This is a genomic window from Arthrobacter sp. MOO21, assembly GCF_057369995.2.
Genome location: NZ_CM170671.2, coordinates 2,336,903 through 2,356,018 on the forward strand (window position 1 = coordinate 2,336,903; position 19,116 = coordinate 2,356,018).

22 protein-coding genes are annotated in these 19,116 nt (G+C 66.1%); 11 read left to right on the top strand and 11 right to left on the bottom strand.

Annotated elements, in window-relative coordinates; all coding sequences use genetic code 11:
* Positions 1-113 precede the first annotated feature (113 nt).
* Positions 114-845 (top strand): ANTAR domain-containing protein, encoded by a 732-nt coding sequence (locus AC2JAJ_RS10810; RefSeq protein WP_501053112.1) that lies wholly within the window; start codon positions 114-116, stop codon positions 843-845.
* 39 nt (positions 846-884) lie between these two features.
* Here AC2JAJ_RS10810 and AC2JAJ_RS10815 read toward each other — a convergent pair whose 3' ends face one another.
* Positions 885-1,613, bottom strand: coding sequence for a Type 1 glutamine amidotransferase-like domain-containing protein (locus AC2JAJ_RS10815; RefSeq protein ID WP_486415873.1), 729 nt, complete (start codon positions 1,611-1,613; stop codon positions 885-887).
* Between the two features lie 122 nt (positions 1,614-1,735).
* Between AC2JAJ_RS10815 and AC2JAJ_RS10820 the strand changes: the two genes are divergently transcribed.
* Complete coding sequence (locus tag AC2JAJ_RS10820) at positions 1,736-2,224, top strand: SRPBCC family protein (protein ID WP_486415872.1); 489 nt, start codon at positions 1,736-1,738, stop codon at positions 2,222-2,224.
* Between the two features lie 75 nt (positions 2,225-2,299).
* On the top strand, positions 2,300-2,893 hold the full coding sequence (locus AC2JAJ_RS10825) for a DnaJ family domain-containing protein (RefSeq protein ID WP_486415871.1): 594 nt from the start codon (positions 2,300-2,302) through the stop codon (positions 2,891-2,893).
* 6 nt (positions 2,894-2,899) lie between these two features.
* Here the strand turns inward: AC2JAJ_RS10825 and AC2JAJ_RS10830 are convergent, their stop codons facing one another.
* A complete protein-coding gene (locus AC2JAJ_RS10830; protein ID WP_486415870.1) occupies positions 2,900-5,077 on the bottom strand; it encodes a transglycosylase domain-containing protein in 2,178 nt (725 codons plus the stop codon).
* 177 nt (positions 5,078-5,254) lie between these two features.
* On the opposite strand from AC2JAJ_RS10830, the gene AC2JAJ_RS10835 reads away from it, so the two are divergent.
* Entirely contained in the window at positions 5,255-5,881 is a 627-nt protein-coding gene (locus tag AC2JAJ_RS10835; protein WP_221383501.1) for a PadR family transcriptional regulator, read from the top strand.
* A gap of 24 nt (positions 5,882-5,905) precedes the next feature.
* Here AC2JAJ_RS10835 and AC2JAJ_RS10840 read toward each other — a convergent pair whose 3' ends face one another.
* From AC2JAJ_RS10840 to AC2JAJ_RS10850, 3 genes are all read right to left on the bottom strand, one after another.
* A complete protein-coding gene (locus tag AC2JAJ_RS10840; RefSeq protein WP_486415869.1) occupies positions 5,906-7,234 on the bottom strand; it encodes an ammonium transporter in 1,329 nt (442 codons plus the stop codon).
* A 319-nt stretch (positions 7,235-7,553) separates the two neighbouring features.
* A complete protein-coding gene (locus AC2JAJ_RS10845; RefSeq protein ID WP_486415868.1) occupies positions 7,554-8,348 on the bottom strand; it encodes a carbon-nitrogen hydrolase family protein in 795 nt (264 codons plus the stop codon).
* A gap of 80 nt (positions 8,349-8,428) precedes the next feature.
* Positions 8,429-8,665 carry a DUF2630 family protein gene (locus AC2JAJ_RS10850; RefSeq protein WP_221383498.1) on the bottom strand — a complete coding sequence of 79 codons (237 nt, stop codon included), beginning with the start codon at positions 8,663-8,665 and terminating at the stop codon, positions 8,429-8,431.
* 85 nt (positions 8,666-8,750) lie between these two features.
* Here AC2JAJ_RS10850 and AC2JAJ_RS10855 point away from each other — a divergent pair, with 85 nt between their 5' ends.
* On the top strand, positions 8,751-9,149 hold the full coding sequence (locus AC2JAJ_RS10855; protein ID WP_486415867.1) for a hypothetical protein: 399 nt from the start codon (positions 8,751-8,753) through the stop codon (positions 9,147-9,149).
* A 6-nt stretch (positions 9,150-9,155) separates the two neighbouring features.
* Here the strand turns inward: AC2JAJ_RS10855 and AC2JAJ_RS10860 are convergent, their stop codons facing one another.
* Both AC2JAJ_RS10860 and AC2JAJ_RS10865 read right to left on the bottom strand, forming a co-directional pair.
* Positions 9,156-9,488, bottom strand: coding sequence for a DUF202 domain-containing protein (locus tag AC2JAJ_RS10860; protein WP_221383496.1), 333 nt, complete (start codon positions 9,486-9,488; stop codon positions 9,156-9,158).
* Between the two features lie 6 nt (positions 9,489-9,494).
* Positions 9,495-9,899, bottom strand: a complete 405-nt coding sequence (locus AC2JAJ_RS10865) for a YidH family protein (RefSeq protein ID WP_221383495.1) — start codon at positions 9,897-9,899, stop codon at positions 9,495-9,497.
* Between the two features lie 136 nt (positions 9,900-10,035).
* Here AC2JAJ_RS10865 and AC2JAJ_RS10870 point away from each other — a divergent pair, with 136 nt between their 5' ends.
* From AC2JAJ_RS10870 to AC2JAJ_RS10880, 3 genes are all read left to right on the top strand, one after another.
* Positions 10,036-11,085 carry an LLM class flavin-dependent oxidoreductase gene (locus AC2JAJ_RS10870; RefSeq protein ID WP_486415866.1) on the top strand — a complete coding sequence of 350 codons (1,050 nt, stop codon included), beginning with the start codon at positions 10,036-10,038 and terminating at the stop codon, positions 11,083-11,085.
* Positions 11,086-11,246: 161 nt separating this feature from the next.
* Positions 11,247-12,344: a ferredoxin reductase gene (locus AC2JAJ_RS10875; RefSeq protein WP_221383493.1), complete on the top strand. Its 1,098-nt coding sequence runs from the start codon at positions 11,247-11,249 to the stop codon at positions 12,342-12,344.
* Positions 12,345-12,357: 13 nt separating this feature from the next.
* Entirely contained in the window at positions 12,358-13,521 is a 1,164-nt protein-coding gene (locus tag AC2JAJ_RS10880; RefSeq protein WP_221383492.1) for a fatty acid desaturase family protein, read from the top strand.
* Positions 13,522-13,528: 7 nt separating this feature from the next.
* On the opposite strand, the gene AC2JAJ_RS10885 is transcribed toward AC2JAJ_RS10880, so the two are convergent.
* On the bottom strand, positions 13,529-14,587 hold the full coding sequence (locus AC2JAJ_RS10885) for a cation diffusion facilitator family transporter (RefSeq protein ID WP_486415865.1): 1,059 nt from the start codon (positions 14,585-14,587) through the stop codon (positions 13,529-13,531).
* The gene (locus AC2JAJ_RS10890; RefSeq protein ID WP_221383490.1) at positions 14,584-14,961 is read right to left on the bottom strand and encodes an ArsR/SmtB family transcription factor; all 378 of its coding nucleotides are present in this window, start codon (positions 14,959-14,961) and stop codon (positions 14,584-14,586) included. The genes AC2JAJ_RS10885 and AC2JAJ_RS10890 overlap by 4 nt, the downstream gene beginning before the upstream one ends.
* A gap of 144 nt (positions 14,962-15,105) precedes the next feature.
* On the opposite strand from AC2JAJ_RS10890, the gene AC2JAJ_RS10895 reads away from it, so the two are divergent.
* Positions 15,106-15,942: an alpha/beta fold hydrolase gene (locus AC2JAJ_RS10895; protein ID WP_486415864.1), complete on the top strand. Its 837-nt coding sequence runs from the start codon at positions 15,106-15,108 to the stop codon at positions 15,940-15,942.
* A 121-nt stretch (positions 15,943-16,063) separates the two neighbouring features.
* Here the strand turns inward: AC2JAJ_RS10895 and AC2JAJ_RS10900 are convergent, their stop codons facing one another.
* Together AC2JAJ_RS10900 and AC2JAJ_RS10905 are read right to left on the bottom strand one after the other, a co-directional pair.
* Complete coding sequence (locus AC2JAJ_RS10900; protein WP_486415863.1) at positions 16,064-16,471, bottom strand: response regulator transcription factor; 408 nt, start codon at positions 16,469-16,471, stop codon at positions 16,064-16,066.
* A gap of 70 nt (positions 16,472-16,541) precedes the next feature.
* Entirely contained in the window at positions 16,542-17,285 is a 744-nt protein-coding gene (locus AC2JAJ_RS10905; RefSeq protein ID WP_486416703.1) for an ANTAR domain-containing protein, read from the bottom strand.
* Positions 17,286-17,576: 291 nt separating this feature from the next.
* Between AC2JAJ_RS10905 and AC2JAJ_RS10910 the strand changes: the two genes are divergently transcribed.
* Both AC2JAJ_RS10910 and AC2JAJ_RS10915 read left to right on the top strand, forming a co-directional pair.
* Positions 17,577-18,170, top strand: a complete 594-nt coding sequence (locus AC2JAJ_RS10910) for an adenylate kinase (protein ID WP_486415862.1) — start codon at positions 17,577-17,579, stop codon at positions 18,168-18,170.
* A 49-nt stretch (positions 18,171-18,219) separates the two neighbouring features.
* Entirely contained in the window at positions 18,220-19,092 is an 873-nt protein-coding gene (locus tag AC2JAJ_RS10915; RefSeq protein WP_486415861.1) for an NAD-dependent epimerase/dehydratase family protein, read from the top strand.
* The last annotated feature ends 24 nt before the right edge of the window (positions 19,093-19,116 follow it).

A 19,116-nucleotide genomic window follows, 5' to 3' on the forward strand; every position in this document is an offset into this window, starting at 1 on the left:
CGAAATCTCCTACCTCTGACACTACGCCTCCGCGGTCTATTCCGGTACAGGCTGGGGGTGATTGGCGGCGTGCAGGCAGCCATTGTCCTGCCTGCCGACAGTAGGATGAATTTATGCCAAATGCCGATAACGAGTCCGTCCTTCTCCTCCAGGAAATCCTCGTGGGGGCCGGGAATGCGGCGGAATTCCTGTCCGGCCTCTCAGGCTTGGCTGCCGCGGCAGTGTCCGAAGCCGCCGGTGACGACATCGAATGCGCCGTCACCCTGAAGCTCCGCCAGCGGCTGGCCACCGTCGCTGCGAGCAGTGCGCGGGCACTGGAACTCGACAACCTGGAACAGGCCCTGGGCGACGGGCCCTGTATCCGGGCGCTGCGGGAGATGGCCCCTGTCCTCATCGATGATGTCGCCAAGGATTCGAGGTGGCGGACCTACTGCCGGCAGCTGACGGAACGGAATGTCCACAGTACTTTGGGGGTGCCGCTGGAAATTACCGCCGATGCCAGCGCGGCGCTGAACTTTTTCGCCACCAGCCCCGGAGTGTTCACCGCGGACGTGTACGACAAGGCGCTTGGCTTCGCCGCCGCCGCCCACAACGCGCTGCATCTTTCGGTGCGCATCAACAACGCCCAGAACCGGGCGGACGACCTGGAAGCGGCCCTGGAGAGCAGGACCGCCATCAACCTGGCCTGCGGGGTGATCATGGCCCAGAACCGCTGCTCCCAGGAGGAGGCCATGGCTATCCTCACGAAGGTGTCCAGCAATCGGAACCGCAAGCTGCGGGACGTCGCCAGGGAACTGATCGAGCAGCTCTCCGGCTCCGGCATCAAGACCCACTTCGACGCGTAGCCACCGCTCCAACCGGCGGGGTTGGGCCGACGGCTGTGGTCAGCCGGCCGGCAGGACGGACACGACGGCGGCACCCGACTGGTTGCGGACGTCCCAGCAGTTGCCGCGGCCTATGACGCCGTAGTCCTGGCCGCCGGCAGCCTCCAGCACCAGGGCGGTGCCCTCATCAATGGCGACGGCGCGTTCCACGAGCCGCGCAGCCACCGCGCCCACCGCGCGGCTAAGTGTGCCCGCCTGTGCGGCGTGCACATCCACGGTGAACGGGGCGAGCCCCAAGCCATCACGGAGGTCCACGGCATCAAGGCCTTCGGAGCACTCTTCCCCGCACACCTCCACCCCGTTGATCCGGTAGCCGCCGATCAATGCCCTTTCGGCCGCAACCATGGCCCCTGCGGAGAACCCCAGGTAGGGGGCTCCGGCGGTAACCAGTCGGCGGATCGCCGGGGCCGCCTGGTGCAGCCCTGACCAGTAGGCCGGGGTGAGACCGCCGCCCACCACCAGGGCATCCACGCCGTCGAACATTGCCGGGTCAGCGGGCACGCCTGCCTCAAGGAGCACCGGGGCAATTTCGCAGGTGATCCTTGCCTGGAGGGGCTGCGTGTAGGCGGCCAGGAGATCCGGCGCTCCAGCGCCGGTGCCATGCACTGCGACCGCGATCCTTGCCGGACGTTCCGGCCCGGTGCGACGGGAGGCGTCCGCCGCGAACCGGTCAAAGACGTCGGGGAAGCCTGCGGGGTCCGGCCCGGCGCCGGCCAGGTAGATACTCATGGGATCAAACTACCGGCCGCCAAACCGTTGACACGGCAGTTGCCCGACGAATATGAACAGATCTGGCGGCAACCTGCCGCCCGCTAGCCGGCATTCCCGCTGAAGGTTAGGAAGGTATTGCCATGACAGTCATCGGTACGGATAAGAATCCTGAGGCCCTGAGCCTTACCCTCGTTGCCGAGTTCGACGCCGGTGTGGAGCGCGTCTGGCAGCTCTTCGAGGACCCGCGGCAGCTGGAGCGCTGGTGGGGTCCGCCCACCTATCCGGCCACGTTCTACAAGCACGATTTCGTGCCCGGCGGCGGAGCCAGCTACTACATGACAAGTCCGGAGGGGGAGAAATCGCACGGCTGGTGGGAGTTCACCAGCATCGACGCGCCGCATCGGCTCGAATTCAACGACGGCTTCGCCGACAGCGACGGCAAACCCACCGGTGACCTGGGCGTCAGCCATGCGAGGGTGAGCCTGGAACCGCTGGGGGAGCGCACGCGCATGACCATGCTGTCGACCTTCGAATCCGAGGAACAGCTGGAACAAATTATGGCCATGGGCATGGAAGAAGGCCTGAGGGAGGCAGTGGGCCAGATGGACGGTATCCTCGCCGGGCGCTGACCCGCCTGAGCGTTGATTGGCGCGGCAGGCTTCTGAATACTGGAACCAGGGGCAACGCGATCGGTGGTGGCAGCAGTGGGCAGCGGGGCAAGTGATTTCCGGAAGCGCCTGGAGCGGGCGGCGGAGGTCCGCTCGTACCGGGGTGCGGGCATCAGCGCCGAAGAGGAAGCCGCCCTGGATGCCCTTGAGGAGAAGGAACGCGGGAAGCGCAGGAAGGTCAGCGATGCTGCCCGCGCCGAATACCTCGTGCGGGACGCCATGGCGCAGGGCAAGTTCGACAACCTCAAGTACGCCGGCAAGCCAATTCCTGGACTTGGCGAGTCTTATGACCCCGACTGGTGGGTCAAGGGCCTTATCCAGCGGGAGAACATCAGTGGTCTGGGACCGGCGGCCATCCTCCTGCGCACGGAGGACGCTGAGCTCGACGCCAAGCTTGACGCGCAGTACACCGAGCAGCAGGTCCGCGACATCCTGGCGGACTTTAACCGGCGCGTGATCGACGCCCGCCGGCAGCTCCAGGGCGGTCCGCCGGTCATCACCAAGACCCGGGACGTGGAGGGGGACGTGGAGCGCTGGCGGCAGCGCCGGGCGGCACGCACTCCGGAGCCAGCCCGGGAACCGGAGCCCGAGCGGTCGTGGTGGCAGCGGCTGTGGAAGGGGACGGGCTAAGGGTCGCTACGGCTTGGGACTGGGTGACGGGTTCGGCCCGATCATCGAAGCCGGAGGCGGCGGGAAGGCGCCGGCAGGATAGAGCGGAGCGACCTTAAGCATGTAGTTGGCCCACTGCGGGCCGGCGATCATATAGCCATCAAGGCGGGGGTAGAACGTACCGTTGATGGTCACGTTCTGCCCGGACCGCTTCTGGCCTTCAAGTGCGTCGCCGAAGAAGGACGCCGTGACGATTCCCGTCGTATAGCCCACCACCCAGGTGGACCCGTTGTTGTTGGACGTTCCGGTCTTGGCCGCCGTCGGCACCTTGTCATGGACCTTGGGGTTGATCCAGACGCCCGAGCCCTTCTTCAGTACATCCTGCAGTACCGAGTTCACCCCACGGGCCACGTCCGGTTTGACGGCGTCGCGGCATTCCGGGGCCTGTGCCGGCAGCTTTCCGCCGCTGGCATCCCTGACTTCCAGGATGGCGATCGGGGCGCAGAAACGGCCGTCGGTGGCGAAGGTGGCAAAGGCATTGGCCAGGTTGAGCGGGGAGACCCCGGTGCCGCCCAGGAGGTTGCCCAGCTGGTGCATGTTGATGGGGGCGCCGTCGAGGCCGCTGTGAAGTCCAACGGCATCCACCATCTTCTGGATGCCGCAGAAGTCCAGCTGCGCCGCTGATGCGAACGTGGCGGTGTTGATCGAGTTGTAGAGGCCGTAGTTGACCGGCATGGGCCGGTAGAAGCCGTCCTCGGCGTTCTGAAGGTCATCGGCGGCGCCCAGGGTCGGATTATTCTGTGCAGTGCTGTACGCCCCCAACACCTTGCCGCAGCTGTCCCGCCAGGGGAAGCCCAGGGGATAAACCCGGCGCGAGGCGTCCACCTCCGCCGTCAGTGTCTTGCCCTCGTTCAGCCACTCCGCGAATGTGAACGGCTTCATTGTGGACCCCGGCTGGAACCCGCCGGCCCCATTCAGGTCGTTGCCCTGGGCGTCCTTCGCATCCACGTTGAAGTTCAGGTTTGTGTCGAACTTGCCCGGCTCCGGCAGGAAGACGGTGTTCTGTGCCATGGCCAGGATCCTGCCGCTGCCCGGCTGCACCGTCACCAGCGACGCTGCCCACCGGTCCGGGTTGGCCCCGGCTGTCCCGTCCACCTGGGCCTGCGCTGCTGCCTGGAGCCTGCTGTCCAGGGTGGTGACGATCGTGAGGCCGCCGCGGGACAGCTTCCGCTCCCGCTCAATGTCGCTTTGCCCGTAGGCGGGGTTGTTCAGGATGAGGTGGGAGACGTAGTCGCAGAAGTACGGCGCCATCGCCGCGTACGCACAACCCTGCCTCTCAGGCGTGATCTTGAGTTCGATCGGTGCGGCCACGGCCTCGTCGTGCTGGGCCTGGGTGATCTTGTGCAGCCGCAGCATCTCCGACAGGACCTGGTTCCGGCGCACGATCGACTTATCCGGATTGGTCTCCGGGTTGTAGAAGGTGGGACTGTTGACCAGCCCGGCCAGCAGCGCGGCCTGGGGAAGGGTGAGATCCTTCGCGGTGGTGCTGAAGAAGTAATGGGCTGCCGCTTCGATCCCGTACGCGTTGCTGTTGAAGAACACGATGTTCAAGTAGCCCTCAAGGATCTGGTCCTTGGTGTACTTCTTCTCCAGCGTGATGGCGAGCTTCATCTCCCGCAGCTTGTCGCCCATGTTCTTTTGACCGCTGAGGACCACTTCGTCCGGCCTGTCCTGCGAGAGCTGGGCTTCGTTCAGGACATTGGTGACATATTGCTGGGTAATGGTGGACGCGCCCTGTTGCCCGCCCTTGGTCAGGTTGGAGACCACCGCACGCAGGATGCCCTGCGGATCCACGCCGGCATGCTCGTAGAACCTGCTGTCCTCGATGGCCACGATGGCGTCCTTGATGAAGGGTGACATCTGGTCCAGCGGTACCCGCAGCCGGTTCTCGGCATAGAAGGTGGCGATCGGCTGGCCGTCTGAGGTGAGGACTTTGGTGGCTTGCGACGGCGGTTGCACGGTCAGTTCCGCCGGCAGGTTGTCGAAAAAGCCGATGGAGGTGCTGACCCCAAGGCCCGCCGCCGCGACCGCCGGCACAACGAGGCTGGCCGCCAGCACGCCGCACATCACGCTCGCTGCGAGGAACCCCACGAGCCGTCCCACGACGGCCCCGAACCCGCGCCTGGGCTTGCTCTTCTTCGCCATCTCCAGCCCCCGTACTCGGCAGGTGTGAACAGAATACGCCGCCCACCGGGGACCTTCCAGACGCCGGAAGGTCAGGATTTGGTCACGCCGAACCGTTGACGAGCGATACTTACCGACATATCGTTAACTATCGCTGACGACAGCAGCGAAATCTTACGAAGAAGGGAAGATGCCACCATGAAAGGCATATTTGACGAAAAACAGCCCGGCCCGGAATTCGGCAAAGGACGCTTCCAGCGGGGGAGGGGACGCAAAGGGCCGCACGGGCACCGCGGTCCGGGTTTTGGTCCGGGTTTCGGCCCTGGATTTGGTCCGGGGTTCGGACCCGGATTTGGTCCCGGGTTCGGTCCGGGCTTCGGCCGCGGGGGCCGCCGTGCGAGCCGGGGCGACGTACGTGCCGCGATCCTCTCGCTCCTGGCAGAGTCGCCGTCCAACGGTTACGGACTGATCAAGACCATCGCCGAAAAGACCGGCGGCATGTGGCGGCCCAGCCCGGGATCGATATATCCCACCCTCCAGCAGCTGGTGGATGAGGGGCTGATTGAGGCGCTCAGTGAAGGCCGCGGGACGGAGTTCGCGCTCACGGATGCGGGCAAGGCTTACGTGGCCGAGCATGGCGATGAAATGGAGAATGCCTGGAATGCCGAGCCGGACAGCTCGGACCGGGACTTCCACCAGAGCATCGCCAAGCTGATGGGTGCCATCCACCAGTTCCGCGCGGGTGTCACCGAGGAACAGCGCGCCGCTGCCATCGAGAAAATGGATGAGACGCGCCGCGCCCTCTACAAGATCCTTGCGGACTGAGGGCAGCTGCCGGCCGGGGCCGCGCTATGCGAAGGAGTCTTCCTTGGCATGCAGCTCCTGGCCGGCGGTGGCGGGGGCCGGTGCAGGCTTGTGGGGTGCCGCGTGGCCCAGCGGGTTGAAGCCGGCGCCCATCTCGCCGAAGGCGTAGGCGGTCTCGGCGTGCTCGGACAGGTCCACCCCGGCAGTCTCCGCCTCGTGGCTGACACGGAAGCCCACGGTCTTGTTGATAACCCGGGCAATGACCGCGGTGCCGACACCTGACAGCAGGAGAGTGATAACGACGGCGGCCGTCTGGGCGATCAGCTGCTGCACCCCGCCGCCGTAGAAGAGTCCGCCGCCCTGGCCGTTCACGGGGAGGGCGATGAAGCCGAGCGAAAGCGTACCGATGAGGCCGGCGCCCAGGTGGACACCGACGACGTCGAGGGAATCGTCCAGGCCAAAGCGGTACTTGAGGTCGACAAACACGGCGCACGCCGCACCGGCCACCAGGCCCAGGCCGATGGCGGCCACCGGGCTGATGTTTGCGCAGGACGGGGTGATGGCCACCAGGCCGGCGACGACACCCGATGCGGCGCCCAGCGAGGTGGGGTGTCCGTGGCGGACCTTCTCGGTGACCAGCCAGCTGAGCATGGCCGCGGCCGGGGCGACGAGGGTGTTGATCCAGATCAGGCCGGCCTGCTCCGCGCTCGTTGCAGCACCGCCGTTGAAGCCGAACCAACCAAACCACAGGATTGCTGCGCCCAGCATGATGAAGGGCAGGTTGTGCGGGCGGTGGTTGGGGTCCTTGGCGAAGCCGTGGCGCTGGCCCACGATGACGGCCAGGACCAGGGCTGCGGTTCCGGAACTGATTTCGACTACCGCGCCGCCGGCGAAGTCGATGACCTGGCCGAAGATTGCCGTGACGGCACCTCCTGCGCTCATCAGCCCGCCGCCCCAGATCATGTAGGCCAAGGGGCAGTAGATGACGGTAATCCAGACCGGCACGAACAGGGCCCAGGCGCTGAACTTCGCGCGGTCGGCGATGGCGCCGCTGATGAGTGCCACCGTGATGATGGCGAAGGTGGCGCTGTAGCCGGCCTTGAGGAGATCGGGGGAGCCCATGAGGTTCTGCAACCCGAAACTGGTGAAGGGGTTGCCGAAGAGCCCGAGCACGCCGTCGCCGGTGGTCATGGAGTAGCCGTAAAGGACCCACACCACGCCAACGATGCCGGCCGAGATGAAGCTCATCATGATCATGTTGAGCGCAGCCTTTGCGCGGGTCATGCCGCCGTAGAAGAGGCCCAGCCCGGGGGTCATCAGCAGTACCATCGCGGCTGAAATCATCAGCCAGACCTGTTGGGCAGTGATCTCCACCGGTAGTCCCTTCGCAACGTGAACTCGACTTAGGGCCCGACTGGCCCCTGGCATTTCCCCCGCGGTCTATTTTTCGGGGGCCGTGTTTCAGCCAATGCCGCTTAAAGTTGCGGTCACGTTACACAAATGGGGTCTGCGTGAAGTTCGCGTGTCAGCTATGTTTCGGGAATGTAAACCGGCGCCCACCCGGCTTTCGCTGCCATAGCTCCCGCCCCGCAAAATCCCCCGGAATCGCAGGGCAGGCGCCGCGCCAATGGTGAGAACCGCCGTCGCACGCCCTTTCCCCATGTTTCGGAGCCATGAACGGCTGCTCACGTGCTCAGAAACGGCGGGCGTTCGCCAGGACCGGCAGCTTGGCCCGCACTTCCTCAACTGCCGCCGGATCGATGTCGACGACGGCGAGTTCGGGTTTGCCGCCGAGCGCCACCACGGCGGAGCCCAGGGGAGTGATGACGGCACTGTGGCCGATCCCGGTGGGTGCCGTCCCGGCGGGTCCGGCGCCGACGGTTTCGGGATCACCCTGGCCGCAGGCGACCACGAAGGTGGTGCTGTCCAGTGCCCGCGCGCGCACCAGCAGGTCCCACTGCTCCGCCTTGCCTTCGCCGGCGCCCCACGAAGCGCACACGATATTCACCTGCGCACCGGCATTGGCGTTGGCGGTAAAGAGGGCAGGAAAGCGGACGTCGTAGCAGGTAGCCAGGCCGAAGACCGTGCCATCGAGCTCGAACGTTACGGGCGCGGTTCCGGCATCCACCGTCCTGGATTCCGTGAAGCCGAAGGCGTCAAAAAGGTGGACCTTGTCGTAGGACGTGTCCAGCCCGGGGCCCGTCACCAGCAGCGTGTTTCGGACGCGGCCTTCATTCCCTGGGGTGAACATCCCGGCCACGATCGCGATGTCCAGGTCCTTCGCTATCCGGCGCACCTCGCTGGCCCAGGGGCCGTCCAGGGGCTCGGCGATGTCTTTCAGGGAATGGCCGAACGCACGCATTGTTGCCTCGGGAAAGACCACCAGCTGCGCGCCGGCATTCCTGGCCTGGGCAGCGTAATCCCATACGAGACCAAGGTTCGCTGAGGTGTCGGCGCTGCTGATGATTTGCGCGACTGCAATGCGCATGGAAGATCTCCGATCTCTGGGCGGCGGAAAAGGCGCCCGGGCCGTAGCCGAACCCGGGCGCCTGGGATGCTTCGGTGAAGCTACTGCCGGTAGCCTTCAACTTCGCTGACGGGCCGTGCCTCGGCGTCGTTCGGGTTCTCGCCCGAGTCCTTCTTCGCCCGGCGCTGGCGCAGCAGGTCCCAGCACTGGTCCAGGCTTTCCTCCACGTGCCGGAGCCGGGCCTGGTCAGGCACTCCACCCTCACCGGTGCCGTCGCGGAGGGAGTGCTCTTCCTCCACCAACGCCTGGATGCGCGTCAAAATATCCTCATCATTCATGGCTTTCCCTTCCTCCGGTCCGGTCCCCTTCAGCGTACGTAGTAGGTGCTGAAGCCACCAGCCCCCGCGCGGTACCATCAACTTCATGCCCACCGCGCTCGACATGGCAGGTCCCATCCTGGAAGTGCTTACCTGGTTGTGCCTGCCTGCCGGGCTCGGACTGCTCTTTTACACCGGTTTCCTGCGGCGCTTCGTGCACCCCTGGGATGTTGCCGAGGCCGTCGTGTATTCCGACCGCACCGGTGTTGGCTTCCGCTGGTCCGACCGGAAAGGCCTGGTGCACCAGGCGCCGATGTCGCCCTACGACATCAGGGACATGGCTCCCGGCGACACCCTGCACATCTACTACCATCCCAAGCGTCCCACCCAGTGGCAGTCCACCGTGCCGGAGGAGCCCGGCGGGACGGCGTCTGTCCTGGGCCGCTGCCTGACTGCCATCGGCACCGTGGCGCTGCTGGCCGGCTTCGTCCTGCCGATGTTCTAGGTGCGGCTAGCCGGTCAGGACCACGGCAATGCCCAGGCCGCCCAGGGCTACGCCGGCAAAGGCGGTCCAAAGCACCGCAGGAAGGTCCGCTTCGATGCTTTCGCCCGCGAGGCCGTGGGCCCTGGCCCGGTACCGGCTGCGCTGGGTGAGGTAGATGGCCAGGGCCGCGCCGGCGGAGACCGCAAAAAGCATCAGGATGGGAAACCCGTACACGGGCAGCCAGCGCAGGAAGAAGGCGCTCGCCGTCACCAGCGCGAGCATGGTGCGGCCCCAGGCGAGGGCCGTCCGCTCGGGCTGGAGCCCCGGATCACCGTGCGGGTTGGGGTTGCGGGACGCCATGGACGGTCAGCGCAGCAGGATGAAAACGACTACGACGGCGGCTGCCAGGGCGCCTGCCCCGGCCACCAATGGCACAAGGAGGGGCAGCGGCAGCGGCGCCTTATTGCGCATGCTGCGTTCCACCCTGACCCACCGCACTGCTGCCCCGCTGCTGAGCATCATGCCGAGCAGCAGCAGGAGGACGGCCAGGCCTTTCCGGACCGGCTCCAGGAACAGTCCCGACGTGAATGCCTCGATGGCGATGCCGCCGGCCAGCAGTGCGAGGGACGTGCGGATCCAGGCCAGGAATGTCCGCTCGTTCGCCAGGGTGAACCGCGGATCCGGTTCCTCGCCCCCGGGCAGCAGCAGCTGTGCGATTTTGCCGCGCGGCGGCGGGGCCGTGGCGGGGGTGGGCTGCTCGCTGTTGGTCACGGGGCCAGTCTAGCCGCGGCTACGGCGCCGGCCGGGCCTTGGCCAAGCCGTTGCCTGGTAGGGCAGCTTCCGGGGTAACCAGCCAGCCATCATGCCAGCCGGGAATGCTGCAGCCCGCCACACGGTTGGGGCTGGTATGGAGCGCATCGGATTTCTGTCATTCGGCCACTGGGGACCCGGCCAGGGTTCCCGCACCAGGACCGCGGCGGACGCGCTGCTTCAGGGCGTCGAACTGGCTGTCGCCGCCGAGGAGCTCGGGGTGGACGGTGCCTTCTTCCGCGTGCACCACTTTGCCCGCCAGCAGGCATCGCCGTTTCCCCTCCTGTCCGCCATTGCCGCACGCACCAGCCGAATCGAAATCGGAACCGGCGTCATCGACATGCGCTACGAGAACCCGCTGTACATGGCGGAGGAAGCTGCGGCCACGGACCTGATCAGCGGAGGCAGGCTGCAACTGGGCATCAGCCGCGGTTCACCCGAGCCCGCGCGGGAAGGTGCGTCTGCGTTCGGCTACCGCCCGGAGCCGGGGGAGACGGACGCGGACATGGCCCGCCGCCACACTGCCCTCTTCCGCAAGGCCATCACCGGCGCAGGCGTGGCCCAGGCGGACCCGCGCTACGCCGGCGGCGCGTCCGGCCTCCTGCCCGTCCAGCCCCAGTCCCCGGGGCTGGCCCAGCGCATCTGGTGGGGCGCCGGCACCCGCAAGACCGCCGTCTGGGCCGCCGAACTCGGCATGAACCTGATGAGTTCCACCTTGCTCACCGAGGACACCGGCGTACCGTTCCACGAGCTCCAGGCAGAACAGATCCAACTTTTCAGGGACGCCTGGGCGGCCGCGGGACACGGGCACGAACCCCGCGTCTCGGTCAGCCGCAGCGTCCTTCCCATCGTGGATGAAGAGGACAACTACTACTTTGCGGGGAGCGCGCTCCGCGATGGGCGGGACCAGGTGGGCGTCATCGACGGCCTGACCGCCAGGTTCGGCAAAAGCTACGTGGGCCCGCCCGACCAGTTGGCGGAACAGCTCGCGGGGGACACCGCGGTCCAGGCCGCTGACACCCTGCTGCTGACCGTTCCCAACCAGCTCGGTGTGGATTTCAACGCCAAGCTCCTGGGCAACGTGGCGCGGTTCGTTGCGCCCGCGCTGGGTTGGAACCGGCGATCGGTGGGTACGGGTGAAGGGTAGGAACAACTAGGCGCGAAAGTACCCAGGGAACTCTCTGGAGGGCCGGGCCGTTACTCTTAAGGTGCGGCTTGGGGGCTTAGCGCCCCCAACCAGTGTGACTGCGTACCGGTCATATGACGGAGAGAGAGAAATATGGCTCGCGCCGCCCTAGGCTTTAAATCATGATCCGGCTACGACAGCTGGCCCAGGCGGCCTCCGTGCTTACCACGCCTCTGGCTCCAGAGGACGTCCTTGCCCTCTTCAACCCTGTCTACTCCGCGCGGCAGCTCCGTGGCGTCGTCACCCGCGTGGTGCAGGAGACGGCCCAGTCAGCAACGATCTTCTTCCGTCCCGGCCGCGGCTGGAAGGCGCACCTTGCGGGACAGTGGGCGCGTATCGGCGTCGAACTCGACGGCGTCCGCCATTGGCGCTCCTACTCGCTCAGCGCCCCGGCCGGTAAGGACCCCGCCATCACCGTCACGGACGTCGGAGCGGTTTCCGGCACCCTGGTCCGCACCACCAAGCCCGGTGATGTCCTTTTCCTGGCCCCGCCGCAGGGTGATTTCGTGCTTCCGGAGCATCCCCGCCCCCTTCTCATGGTCACCGCCGGCAGTGGCATCACCCCGGTGATGTCCATGATCCGCACCCTGGTGCCGCGGCGCCCGGATGCCGACGTCGTTCTGGTCCACTCGGCCCGCACTCCCGGCGACAGCCTCTTCCGCGAGGAGCTGGCGGAACTGGCGGACCAGTTCCCCAACTTCCGCCTGGCGCACTGGTACACCGGCGAGCAGGGCCGGATGGACTTCTCCAGCACCAAGGAACTGGACGAGATCTGCCCCGACTGGAAGGAACGGGCGGCCTACGCCTGCGGTCCGGACAGCTTCCTGGACGATGCCGAGGCGCTGTGGAAGCGGGCAGCCCTGACCACGCGCGCGCCGGGGACCGATGTTGCCGTGGCCGGAGATCCCGGCAACCTGATGATCGAACGCTTCAACACCACGTTCAACGCCGGTGTGGGGCACGACGGCGGCCTGGTCACCTTCGAAGCCTCGGACCGGGAGGTGGAGGCCGACGGCGACACCCCCATCCTGGACATCGGGGAGGACGCCGGGGTGCTGATGCCCAGCGGCTGCCGGATGGGCATCTGCCACAGCTGCCTCACCCCACTCCTGGCCGGGCAGGTCCGCGACCTCCGCACCGGGGAAATCCACGGCGAGCCCGGCCAACTGATCCAAACGTGTGTCTCGGCAGCCGCCGGACCCGTCAACCTCGAACTCTGAGGAGCAGTACCGTATGTCTGTCATCTCACCCACAAAAACCACCGCCGCGGGTGCCAACGCCGGCTCCTCACGCACGCGTCCCGGCAAACTGGCCGAATCGGGCAGCCCCACCGTCCGCCCGCCTGCAGCAGCCCACCTCACCGACGAACAGGTGGCGGAGCTGGGCCGTGAGCTCGACGCCATCAGGGACGAGATCCTGGGCAAGCGTGGTGCAGAGGACGCGGCCTACATCCGCCGCATGATCAAAATCCAGCGGGGCCTGGAACTCTCGGGCCGGGCGGCCCTGCTGGTCAGCAAGAACAAGGCCGCCTGGGTCACCGGCACCACCCTGCTGAGCCTGGCCAAGATCCTGGAGAACATGGAACTGGGCCACAACATCCTGCACGGCCAGTGGGACTGGATGCGGGACCCGGATATCCACTCCACCACCTGGGAATGGGACTTCGTCACCCCTTCACGGTCCTGGCAGCACACGCACAACGACCTGCACCACCGCTGGACCAACGTGGTGGGCAAGGACAACGACGTCGGATACAACCTCCTGCGCATGGACGAGCAGCAGCCGTGGAAGCCGATCAACCTTGCCAACCCACTGTTCAATGCCATCCTGGCGCCGGTCTTCGAGTGGGGCATCGCCATCTATGACCTCGAGCTGACCGAGTACAAGGAAGGCACCAAGTCCAAGGAAGCCCTGCTCAAGGACCTCAAAGCCCTGGGCAAGAAGGTGGTCACGCAGTTCACCAAGGATTACGCGGCCACCCCTGCCCTGGCCATGCTGACAGGTTCCGCCAAGCAGGCGCTGTTCGGCACCATCGCAGCCAATGCCATCCGCAACGTCTGGGCCCACGCGGTCATCTTCTGCGGACACTTCCCGGAAGGCACCGACACCTTCACGGAGGAGATGGTGGACGGCGAAACCCGCGGCGACTGGTACGTGCGCCAGATGATCGGCTCGGCCAACATCTCAGGCTCCAAGTTCATGCACCTCATGACCGGCAACCTCTCCCACCAGATCGAGCACCACCTCTTCCCGGACCTGCCCTCCAACCGGTACGCCGAAGTGGCGCCCCGGGTCCGCGAGATCTGCCAGCGCTACGGCCTGAAGTACACCACCGGGCCCCTGCTGAAGCAGGTTGGCTCATCCTGGGCCAAGGTCTTCAAGCTGGCACTGCCCTAAGGGGAAGTCAGTACCGCTGCAGGCTGGGCGAGAGAACCATCCCGTCCAGCTTGGGCAGCGCATGGCGAAGCCGGTGGTCCGCGCTGCGCATGATGTCTTCCGCCTGGGACAGCTCGATGTCGGCCAGTTCGATGCGTGCCGCGCCCTGCAGCCGGTGGCCGGACCACCGCAGCTGCAGGCCGCGGACGGCCAGCACGCCGGGGGTCTGCTCCAGCGCAGCCTGCGCCCGTGACAGCAGTTCCGGTTCAATGCCGTCCATCAGGCGACGGCCAATGCTGCGCACTGTTCCCCACAGCAGCACCATGATCGCCGCCGAGATGATGATGCCCACGATGGGATCCGCCAGCGGGAAACCCAGCATGACGCCCGCGGCTCCCATCACCACGGCAAGCGAGGTGAAGCCGTCCGTCCGGGCGTGCACGCCGTCCGCAACCAGTGCCGCGGAACCGATCCTGCGTCCCACCCGGATGCGGTAGACCGCAACAGCCTCGTTGCCGGCAAACCCGATGATGCCCGCGGCCATGACCCATCCAAGGTTCTGCAGCGGCTGCGGGCTAATCAGCCGGTCCACCGACTGCCAGCCGGCGACGACCGCTGAGAGGGCCACCACGGCCACGATGAACAGCCCGGCGAGGTCCTCGGCCCGGCCGTAGCCATAGGTGTAGCGACGGCTTGCCCCCTTGCGCCCCAGGACGAAGGCAACCCAGAGCGGCACCGCCGTCAGGGCGTCCGAGAAGTTGTGGATCGTGTCCGCGAGCAGTGCCACGGAGCTGCTGAACAGGACCACCAGGAACTGCAGCATGGTGGTGGCCAGCAGGAGGAACATGCTGATCTTCAGCGCCCGGATGCCTTCGGTACTGGCCTCCATGGCGTCGTCGATGGAGTCCGCGGCGTCGTGCGTATGGGGAACGAAGAGCTCGGACAGCCAGCCCTTGAAGCCGCCGTGGTGGTGATGGCCGTGGCCATGGTCATGCCCATTCCCATGATCGTGGTCATGGCCCTGCCCGTGATCATGGTCATGCGGATGGCTGTGCGTGTGCGTTGACTCATGGTGTGCGCCGCTCATCGGGAGGTCCTCTCTGTGCCCTTGCCGGGAAGGCGGTGGTGGGCCGGTTCGCCGCCCAGGGCGTGTTCTGCCTGGAAGATGGCATCAGCCACGAGTTGCCGTGCATGTTCGTTCTCCAGCCGGTAAAGGACACGCGTCCCTTCCTGCCGGGTGGAGACCATCCTGGCCAGCCGCATCTTCGCCAGATGCTGGGAAACCGCAGCAGGGGACTTGCCCACCGCCTCGGCCAGCGCGCCTACGGCCATCTCGCCGCCCCGCAGGGCCAGGATGATCCGGACCCTCGTGGCATCGGCAAGCATGGAGAAGACTTCCACTGCCAACTCCACATACTGGCTGTCGGTGGCCAGTGAGCAAGCATCACTATCTGCATTCATACGCAAATAATGACATAAGGGAATCCATGCCGGGAAGTGCAGGCCCTTGGCCGGGCCCCTGGAGCAGGACCCCTAGAGTAGGAACAGTGCGGGCAGGCGCCCTCTGCCGCCCGCCCTGATCAGTCTCGAAAGGAATACGCTGCGATGGCTTTCATCACCGTAGGTACTGAAAACAGCACCGACATCGAGCTCTACTACGAGGACCATGGCGCGGGGCAGCCCGTGGTGCTGATCCACGGCTACCCGCTGGACGGATCATCCTGGGAGAAGCAGACCTCAGCCCTCCTGGACGCCGGCTACCGCGTCATCACGTACGACCGCCGCGGCTTCGGCAAGTCCAGCAAGCCCACCGACGGCTACGACTACGACACCTTTGCCGGGGACCTCAACACCCTGCTCACCACCCTGGACCTCAGCGATGCCGTCCTGGTGGGCTTCTCTATGGGCACCGGCGAAGTGGCACGATACCTGTCCAACTACGGTTCGGCCCGGATCTCCCGCGCTGCCTTCATCGGTTCCCTGGAGCCGTTCCTGCTCAAGACCGATGACAACCCCGACGGCGTTCCGCAGGACGTGTTCGACGGGCTGAAGGAAGCGGTGACTGCTGACAGGTACGCCTTCTTCACCGATTTCTTCAAGAATTTCTACAACTCCGACACCTTCCTGGGCACCCCGCGCCTGAGCCAGGAAGCCGTCGACGCCAGCTGGAACCTGGCCGCCAGCGCCGGGGCCACGGCGTCGGTGGCCGCGCAGCCCACCTGGCTCACCGACTTCCGCCAGGACATCCCCAAGATCGATGTGCCCGCCCTGATCCTGCACGGCACTGCGGACAACATCCTTCCCATCGACGCCACGGGACGGCTGTTCGCCAAGGCCCTGCCCAGCGCCGAGTACGTGGAGATCGAGGGCGCCCCGCACGGCCTTCTGTGGACCCACACCGCGGAGGTCAACCAGGCGCTGCTCGGCTTCCTCGCCAAGTAGCCCCCGCCAGCGCCAGCGTAAACGGCGGCGGCCGGGGATCCCGCCGTCGCCGTTTGCTGTGCTGTTTACTGCCTGGTGGCTACCAGAGGCAGCCACCAGGCCTCATTTTCAGGCAGCCAATTCAGTGCAGCGGATTGCCTGGGACATGAGGCTCCTGTGAAATGTGCGCCGGGCACAGCTGTTCGGCAGCGTCCCGAAGTTCACTCGGGCGGAATGGCTTGGTCAGGTAGGCTGCAGCCCCTGATGCCATGCCGGCCAGCACGTCGTCCTGCCCGGAGCGGGCCGTCAGGAAGAGCAGCGGCGCGGCGCTCAGCGCGCGGATGGCACGGGCCGCCACGTGCCCGTCCATGTCAGGCAGGCCGAGGTCCAGGGTGATAAGCGTGACGGCGGGATCGGCGGCCGCCACGACGCCCTCGCCGCCCGTGGCCGCGGCCCTGACCTCGAAGCCCGCTCCGGCCAGGACCGTTGAAATGAGATCGCGGATGTCGTCATCGTCCTCGACGACAAGGCAAACACGCTGCTGTTCCATCCAAGCCCCCCAGGCCGAAAAAATTTGGCAACAGTCTATCGCCGCCCATCCCCGTTCGCCGGAATGGTGACTAGCCGTCGTAATGTGTACGGACGGGCCCCTGGCCCAGGGAATTAACCACTGCGGTGGCCACGTCATGCAGCTTGGAATTCCGCGTGCTGGACGCCGTCCTCAGGATGTCGAAGGCGTCCTGCTGGCTGCAGCGGTTCTGCGCCATGATGATGCCTACTGCCATGTCGATGGCAGTCCGGGACTCGAGGGTGGCACGGAGGTTGGCAGCCGTCTCGCTGTAATGGGCGAACCGGACGGCAAGCCGCAGTGCCAGCGACGTCTGGCTGACGAAGTCCTTGGCGAAGTCCAGGATGCGGCCTTCAAAGCGGTGGGCCCGGCGGGAGTACAGCAGCAACGCTGCCTTGGTCTCCCCTTCGAGCCGGAACGGAACGGCTGCCACGGATCGGACGCCCTGGGCCACCACGGCTGCCGTGTATTCCGGCCAGCGGCCATCCTCGGCGAGGTCCGGGGCGTGGACGGTCTCCTGGGCAGCGGAGGCAGTCATGCTGGGCGTTTGGGTGTACTTGTGCTCGAGCCGGCCAATGGATTCGGCATCCTTGCTGCTGCTGGCAACCGTTGCCGCCTTGCGCTGCCGGAGCAGGGTGATGGCGCACAGCATCTCGTCATCAGGCTCGGAAAGGTTGCGCGCAGACACCTGCGCCAACTCATTCAGGAAGTCCTCAACGTCGGAGCTGTTGAGGACCAGTTCGTGCAGGTGCTCTGTAATGGATGTATCGGTTTTTGCTGTTGACTCGCTGGCCACGGTCTTCTGGTGCCATTCGCTCAGGTCAAAACGAGCCAGCAACACACAAAGGGCCCCGCCCCTTGGCGGGAACCTGTGATGGTCGCTGGATCGACGAACTTTCCAACGGCCTGCTGCTAAACCGATACCCAGAAGTATATACATCCGTGCACGTGCCAGAACGTCATATTGCCTGCCTCCCGGCGAGCGGATGCTGGCGCCCCCGGCGGGGAACCGGCACAATGAAGCAGGCGCCGGCGCCGCCGCCGACGGGCCGGAATACTGGCGCCATGCCGCGGAGGGACGAAGAACATGACCAGGTTGCTCATCATCGGACCGCCGGGCTCCGGCAAGGGAACCCAGGCCGAACACCTTGCCCGCCATTTCGGGATCCCCGCAGTGTCCACAGGCGAGATCTTCCGGAGCAACGTCAGCCAGGAGACGGAGCTGGGAAACCAGGCGGCCGGGTACCTTGACGGCGGCGACTTCGTGCCGGACCGCCTCACCAACGCCCTGGTGAAGGACCGCCTCCAGGCGGCTGACGTCAAAAACGGGTTCCTGCTGGACGGCTACCCCCGGACAGCGCTGCAGGTGACGGAACTGGACAACATGCTCGCTTCGCAGGGCCGCATGCTGGATGCCGTCATCGAGCTGCAGGCTGGGGATGCCGAACTGGAGCAACGGATGCTTCGGCGCGCCCGGGAGCAGGGACGCACGGACGACACGATCGAAATTTTTCGGCGCAGGCTGGACCTCTACCACCGCCAGACCCATGAAGTAGTCTCGGTGTACGCGGGCCGGGGCATCCTGGTCTCCGTCAACGGCAGCGGCGATCCGGGGGAGATCACGGGACTGGCCATCGCCGCCGTCGAAAAGTTCCTGGCCTCCCCGCGTCCCCCGGCCTGACCGAAGTACCGCACGCACAGCTCCTCCACTGCAACAGAAGGAATTACTGATGAGAATTGCCGTAACCGGCGGAAGCGGAAAACTCGGACGCCATGTGGTGCGCCGGCTCAACGACGACGGCCACCAGGTCCTCACCCTGGACCGGGCAGGGTCTCGGAGCCCGGAGCTGCTGGTGGTGGACCTGCGCAACTACGGCCAGGTGGTGGACGCCCTGCTGGGCGTTGACGACCGGCATGACGGGTTCGACGCCGTGGTGCACCTGGGTGCCATCCCCGCGCCCGGCATCATTCCGGACGCAGCCACGTTCGAGAACAACATGCTGTCCACCTACAACGTGTTCCAAGCGGCCCGGCGCGCCGAAATCAAGAAGGTGGTGTACGCCTCCAGCGAGACGGTGCTGGGACTGCCGTTCGACGTCGACCCGCCCTACATCCCGGTGGATGAGGAATACCCGGCCAGGCCGGAAAGCACCTACTCCCTGGTGAAGCACCTGGAGGAGCAGATGGCAGTGGAACTGACCCGCTGGGACCCGGAGCTGAGCATCACGGGGCTGCGGTTCTCCAACGTCATGGACGAGGAGGACTATGCCCGGTTCCCGTCCTTCGACGCCGACCCCATGCTGCGGAAATGGAACCTGTGGGGGTACATCGACGGACGGGACGGGGCGCAGGCCGTGGCGCGGGCTCTCGAGAACGCCAAGCCAGGCTTCGAAGCGTTCATCGTCGCCAACGCGGACACGGTCATGAGCCGGTCCAGCGCCAGCCTTGCCGCAGAAGTCTTCCCGGACGTCAAGGTCACCAAGGAACTGGGCGAGCACGAAACCATGCTGTCCATCGACAAGGCGCGGCGGTTGCTGGGATATGAGCCGGAACACAGCTGGCGGAACCACGCGGCGGCCGGCGCGGGCGGGGGAGGCAGCTAGGCAAGCGCAGTTGGCAGTTCGCCA

Coding starts and splice junctions, on each gene's coding strand:
- AC2JAJ_RS10815 (WP_486415873.1), bottom strand. CDS start 1,613: ATGAGTATCTACCTGGCCGGCGCCGGGCCGGACCCCGCAGGCTTCCCC.
- AC2JAJ_RS10820 (WP_486415872.1), top strand. CDS start 1,736: ATGACAGTCATCGGTACGGATAAGAATCCTGAGGCCCTGAGCCTTACC.
- AC2JAJ_RS10810 (WP_501053112.1), top strand. CDS start 114: ATGCCAAATGCCGATAACGAGTCCGTCCTTCTCCTCCAGGAAATCCTC.
- AC2JAJ_RS10900 (WP_486415863.1), bottom strand. CDS start 16,471: ATGGAACAGCAGCGTGTTTGCCTTGTCGTCGAGGACGATGACGACATC.
- AC2JAJ_RS10890 (WP_221383490.1), bottom strand. CDS start 14,961: ATGAATGCAGATAGTGATGCTTGCTCACTGGCCACCGACAGCCAGTAT.
- AC2JAJ_RS10850 (WP_221383498.1), bottom strand. CDS start 8,665: ATGAATGATGAGGATATTTTGACGCGCATCCAGGCGTTGGTGGAGGAA.
- AC2JAJ_RS10845 (WP_486415868.1), bottom strand. CDS start 8,348: ATGCGCATTGCAGTCGCGCAAATCATCAGCAGCGCCGACACCTCAGCG.
- AC2JAJ_RS10860 (WP_221383496.1), bottom strand. CDS start 9,488: ATGGCGTCCCGCAACCCCAACCCGCACGGTGATCCGGGGCTCCAGCCC.
- AC2JAJ_RS10855 (WP_486415867.1), top strand. CDS start 8,751: ATGCCCACCGCGCTCGACATGGCAGGTCCCATCCTGGAAGTGCTTACC.
- AC2JAJ_RS10870 (WP_486415866.1), top strand. CDS start 10,036: ATGGAGCGCATCGGATTTCTGTCATTCGGCCACTGGGGACCCGGCCAG.
- AC2JAJ_RS10875 (WP_221383493.1), top strand. CDS start 11,247: ATGATCCGGCTACGACAGCTGGCCCAGGCGGCCTCCGTGCTTACCACG.
- AC2JAJ_RS10830 (WP_486415870.1), bottom strand. CDS start 5,077: ATGGCGAAGAAGAGCAAGCCCAGGCGCGGGTTCGGGGCCGTCGTGGGA.
- AC2JAJ_RS10835 (WP_221383501.1), top strand. CDS start 5,255: ATGAAAGGCATATTTGACGAAAAACAGCCCGGCCCGGAATTCGGCAAA.
- AC2JAJ_RS10895 (WP_486415864.1), top strand. CDS start 15,106: ATGGCTTTCATCACCGTAGGTACTGAAAACAGCACCGACATCGAGCTC.
- AC2JAJ_RS10885 (WP_486415865.1), bottom strand. CDS start 14,587: ATGAGCGGCGCACACCATGAGTCAACGCACACGCACAGCCATCCGCAT.
- AC2JAJ_RS10915 (WP_486415861.1), top strand. CDS start 18,220: ATGAGAATTGCCGTAACCGGCGGAAGCGGAAAACTCGGACGCCATGTG.
- AC2JAJ_RS10880 (WP_221383492.1), top strand. CDS start 12,358: ATGTCTGTCATCTCACCCACAAAAACCACCGCCGCGGGTGCCAACGCC.
- AC2JAJ_RS10910 (WP_486415862.1), top strand. CDS start 17,577: ATGACCAGGTTGCTCATCATCGGACCGCCGGGCTCCGGCAAGGGAACC.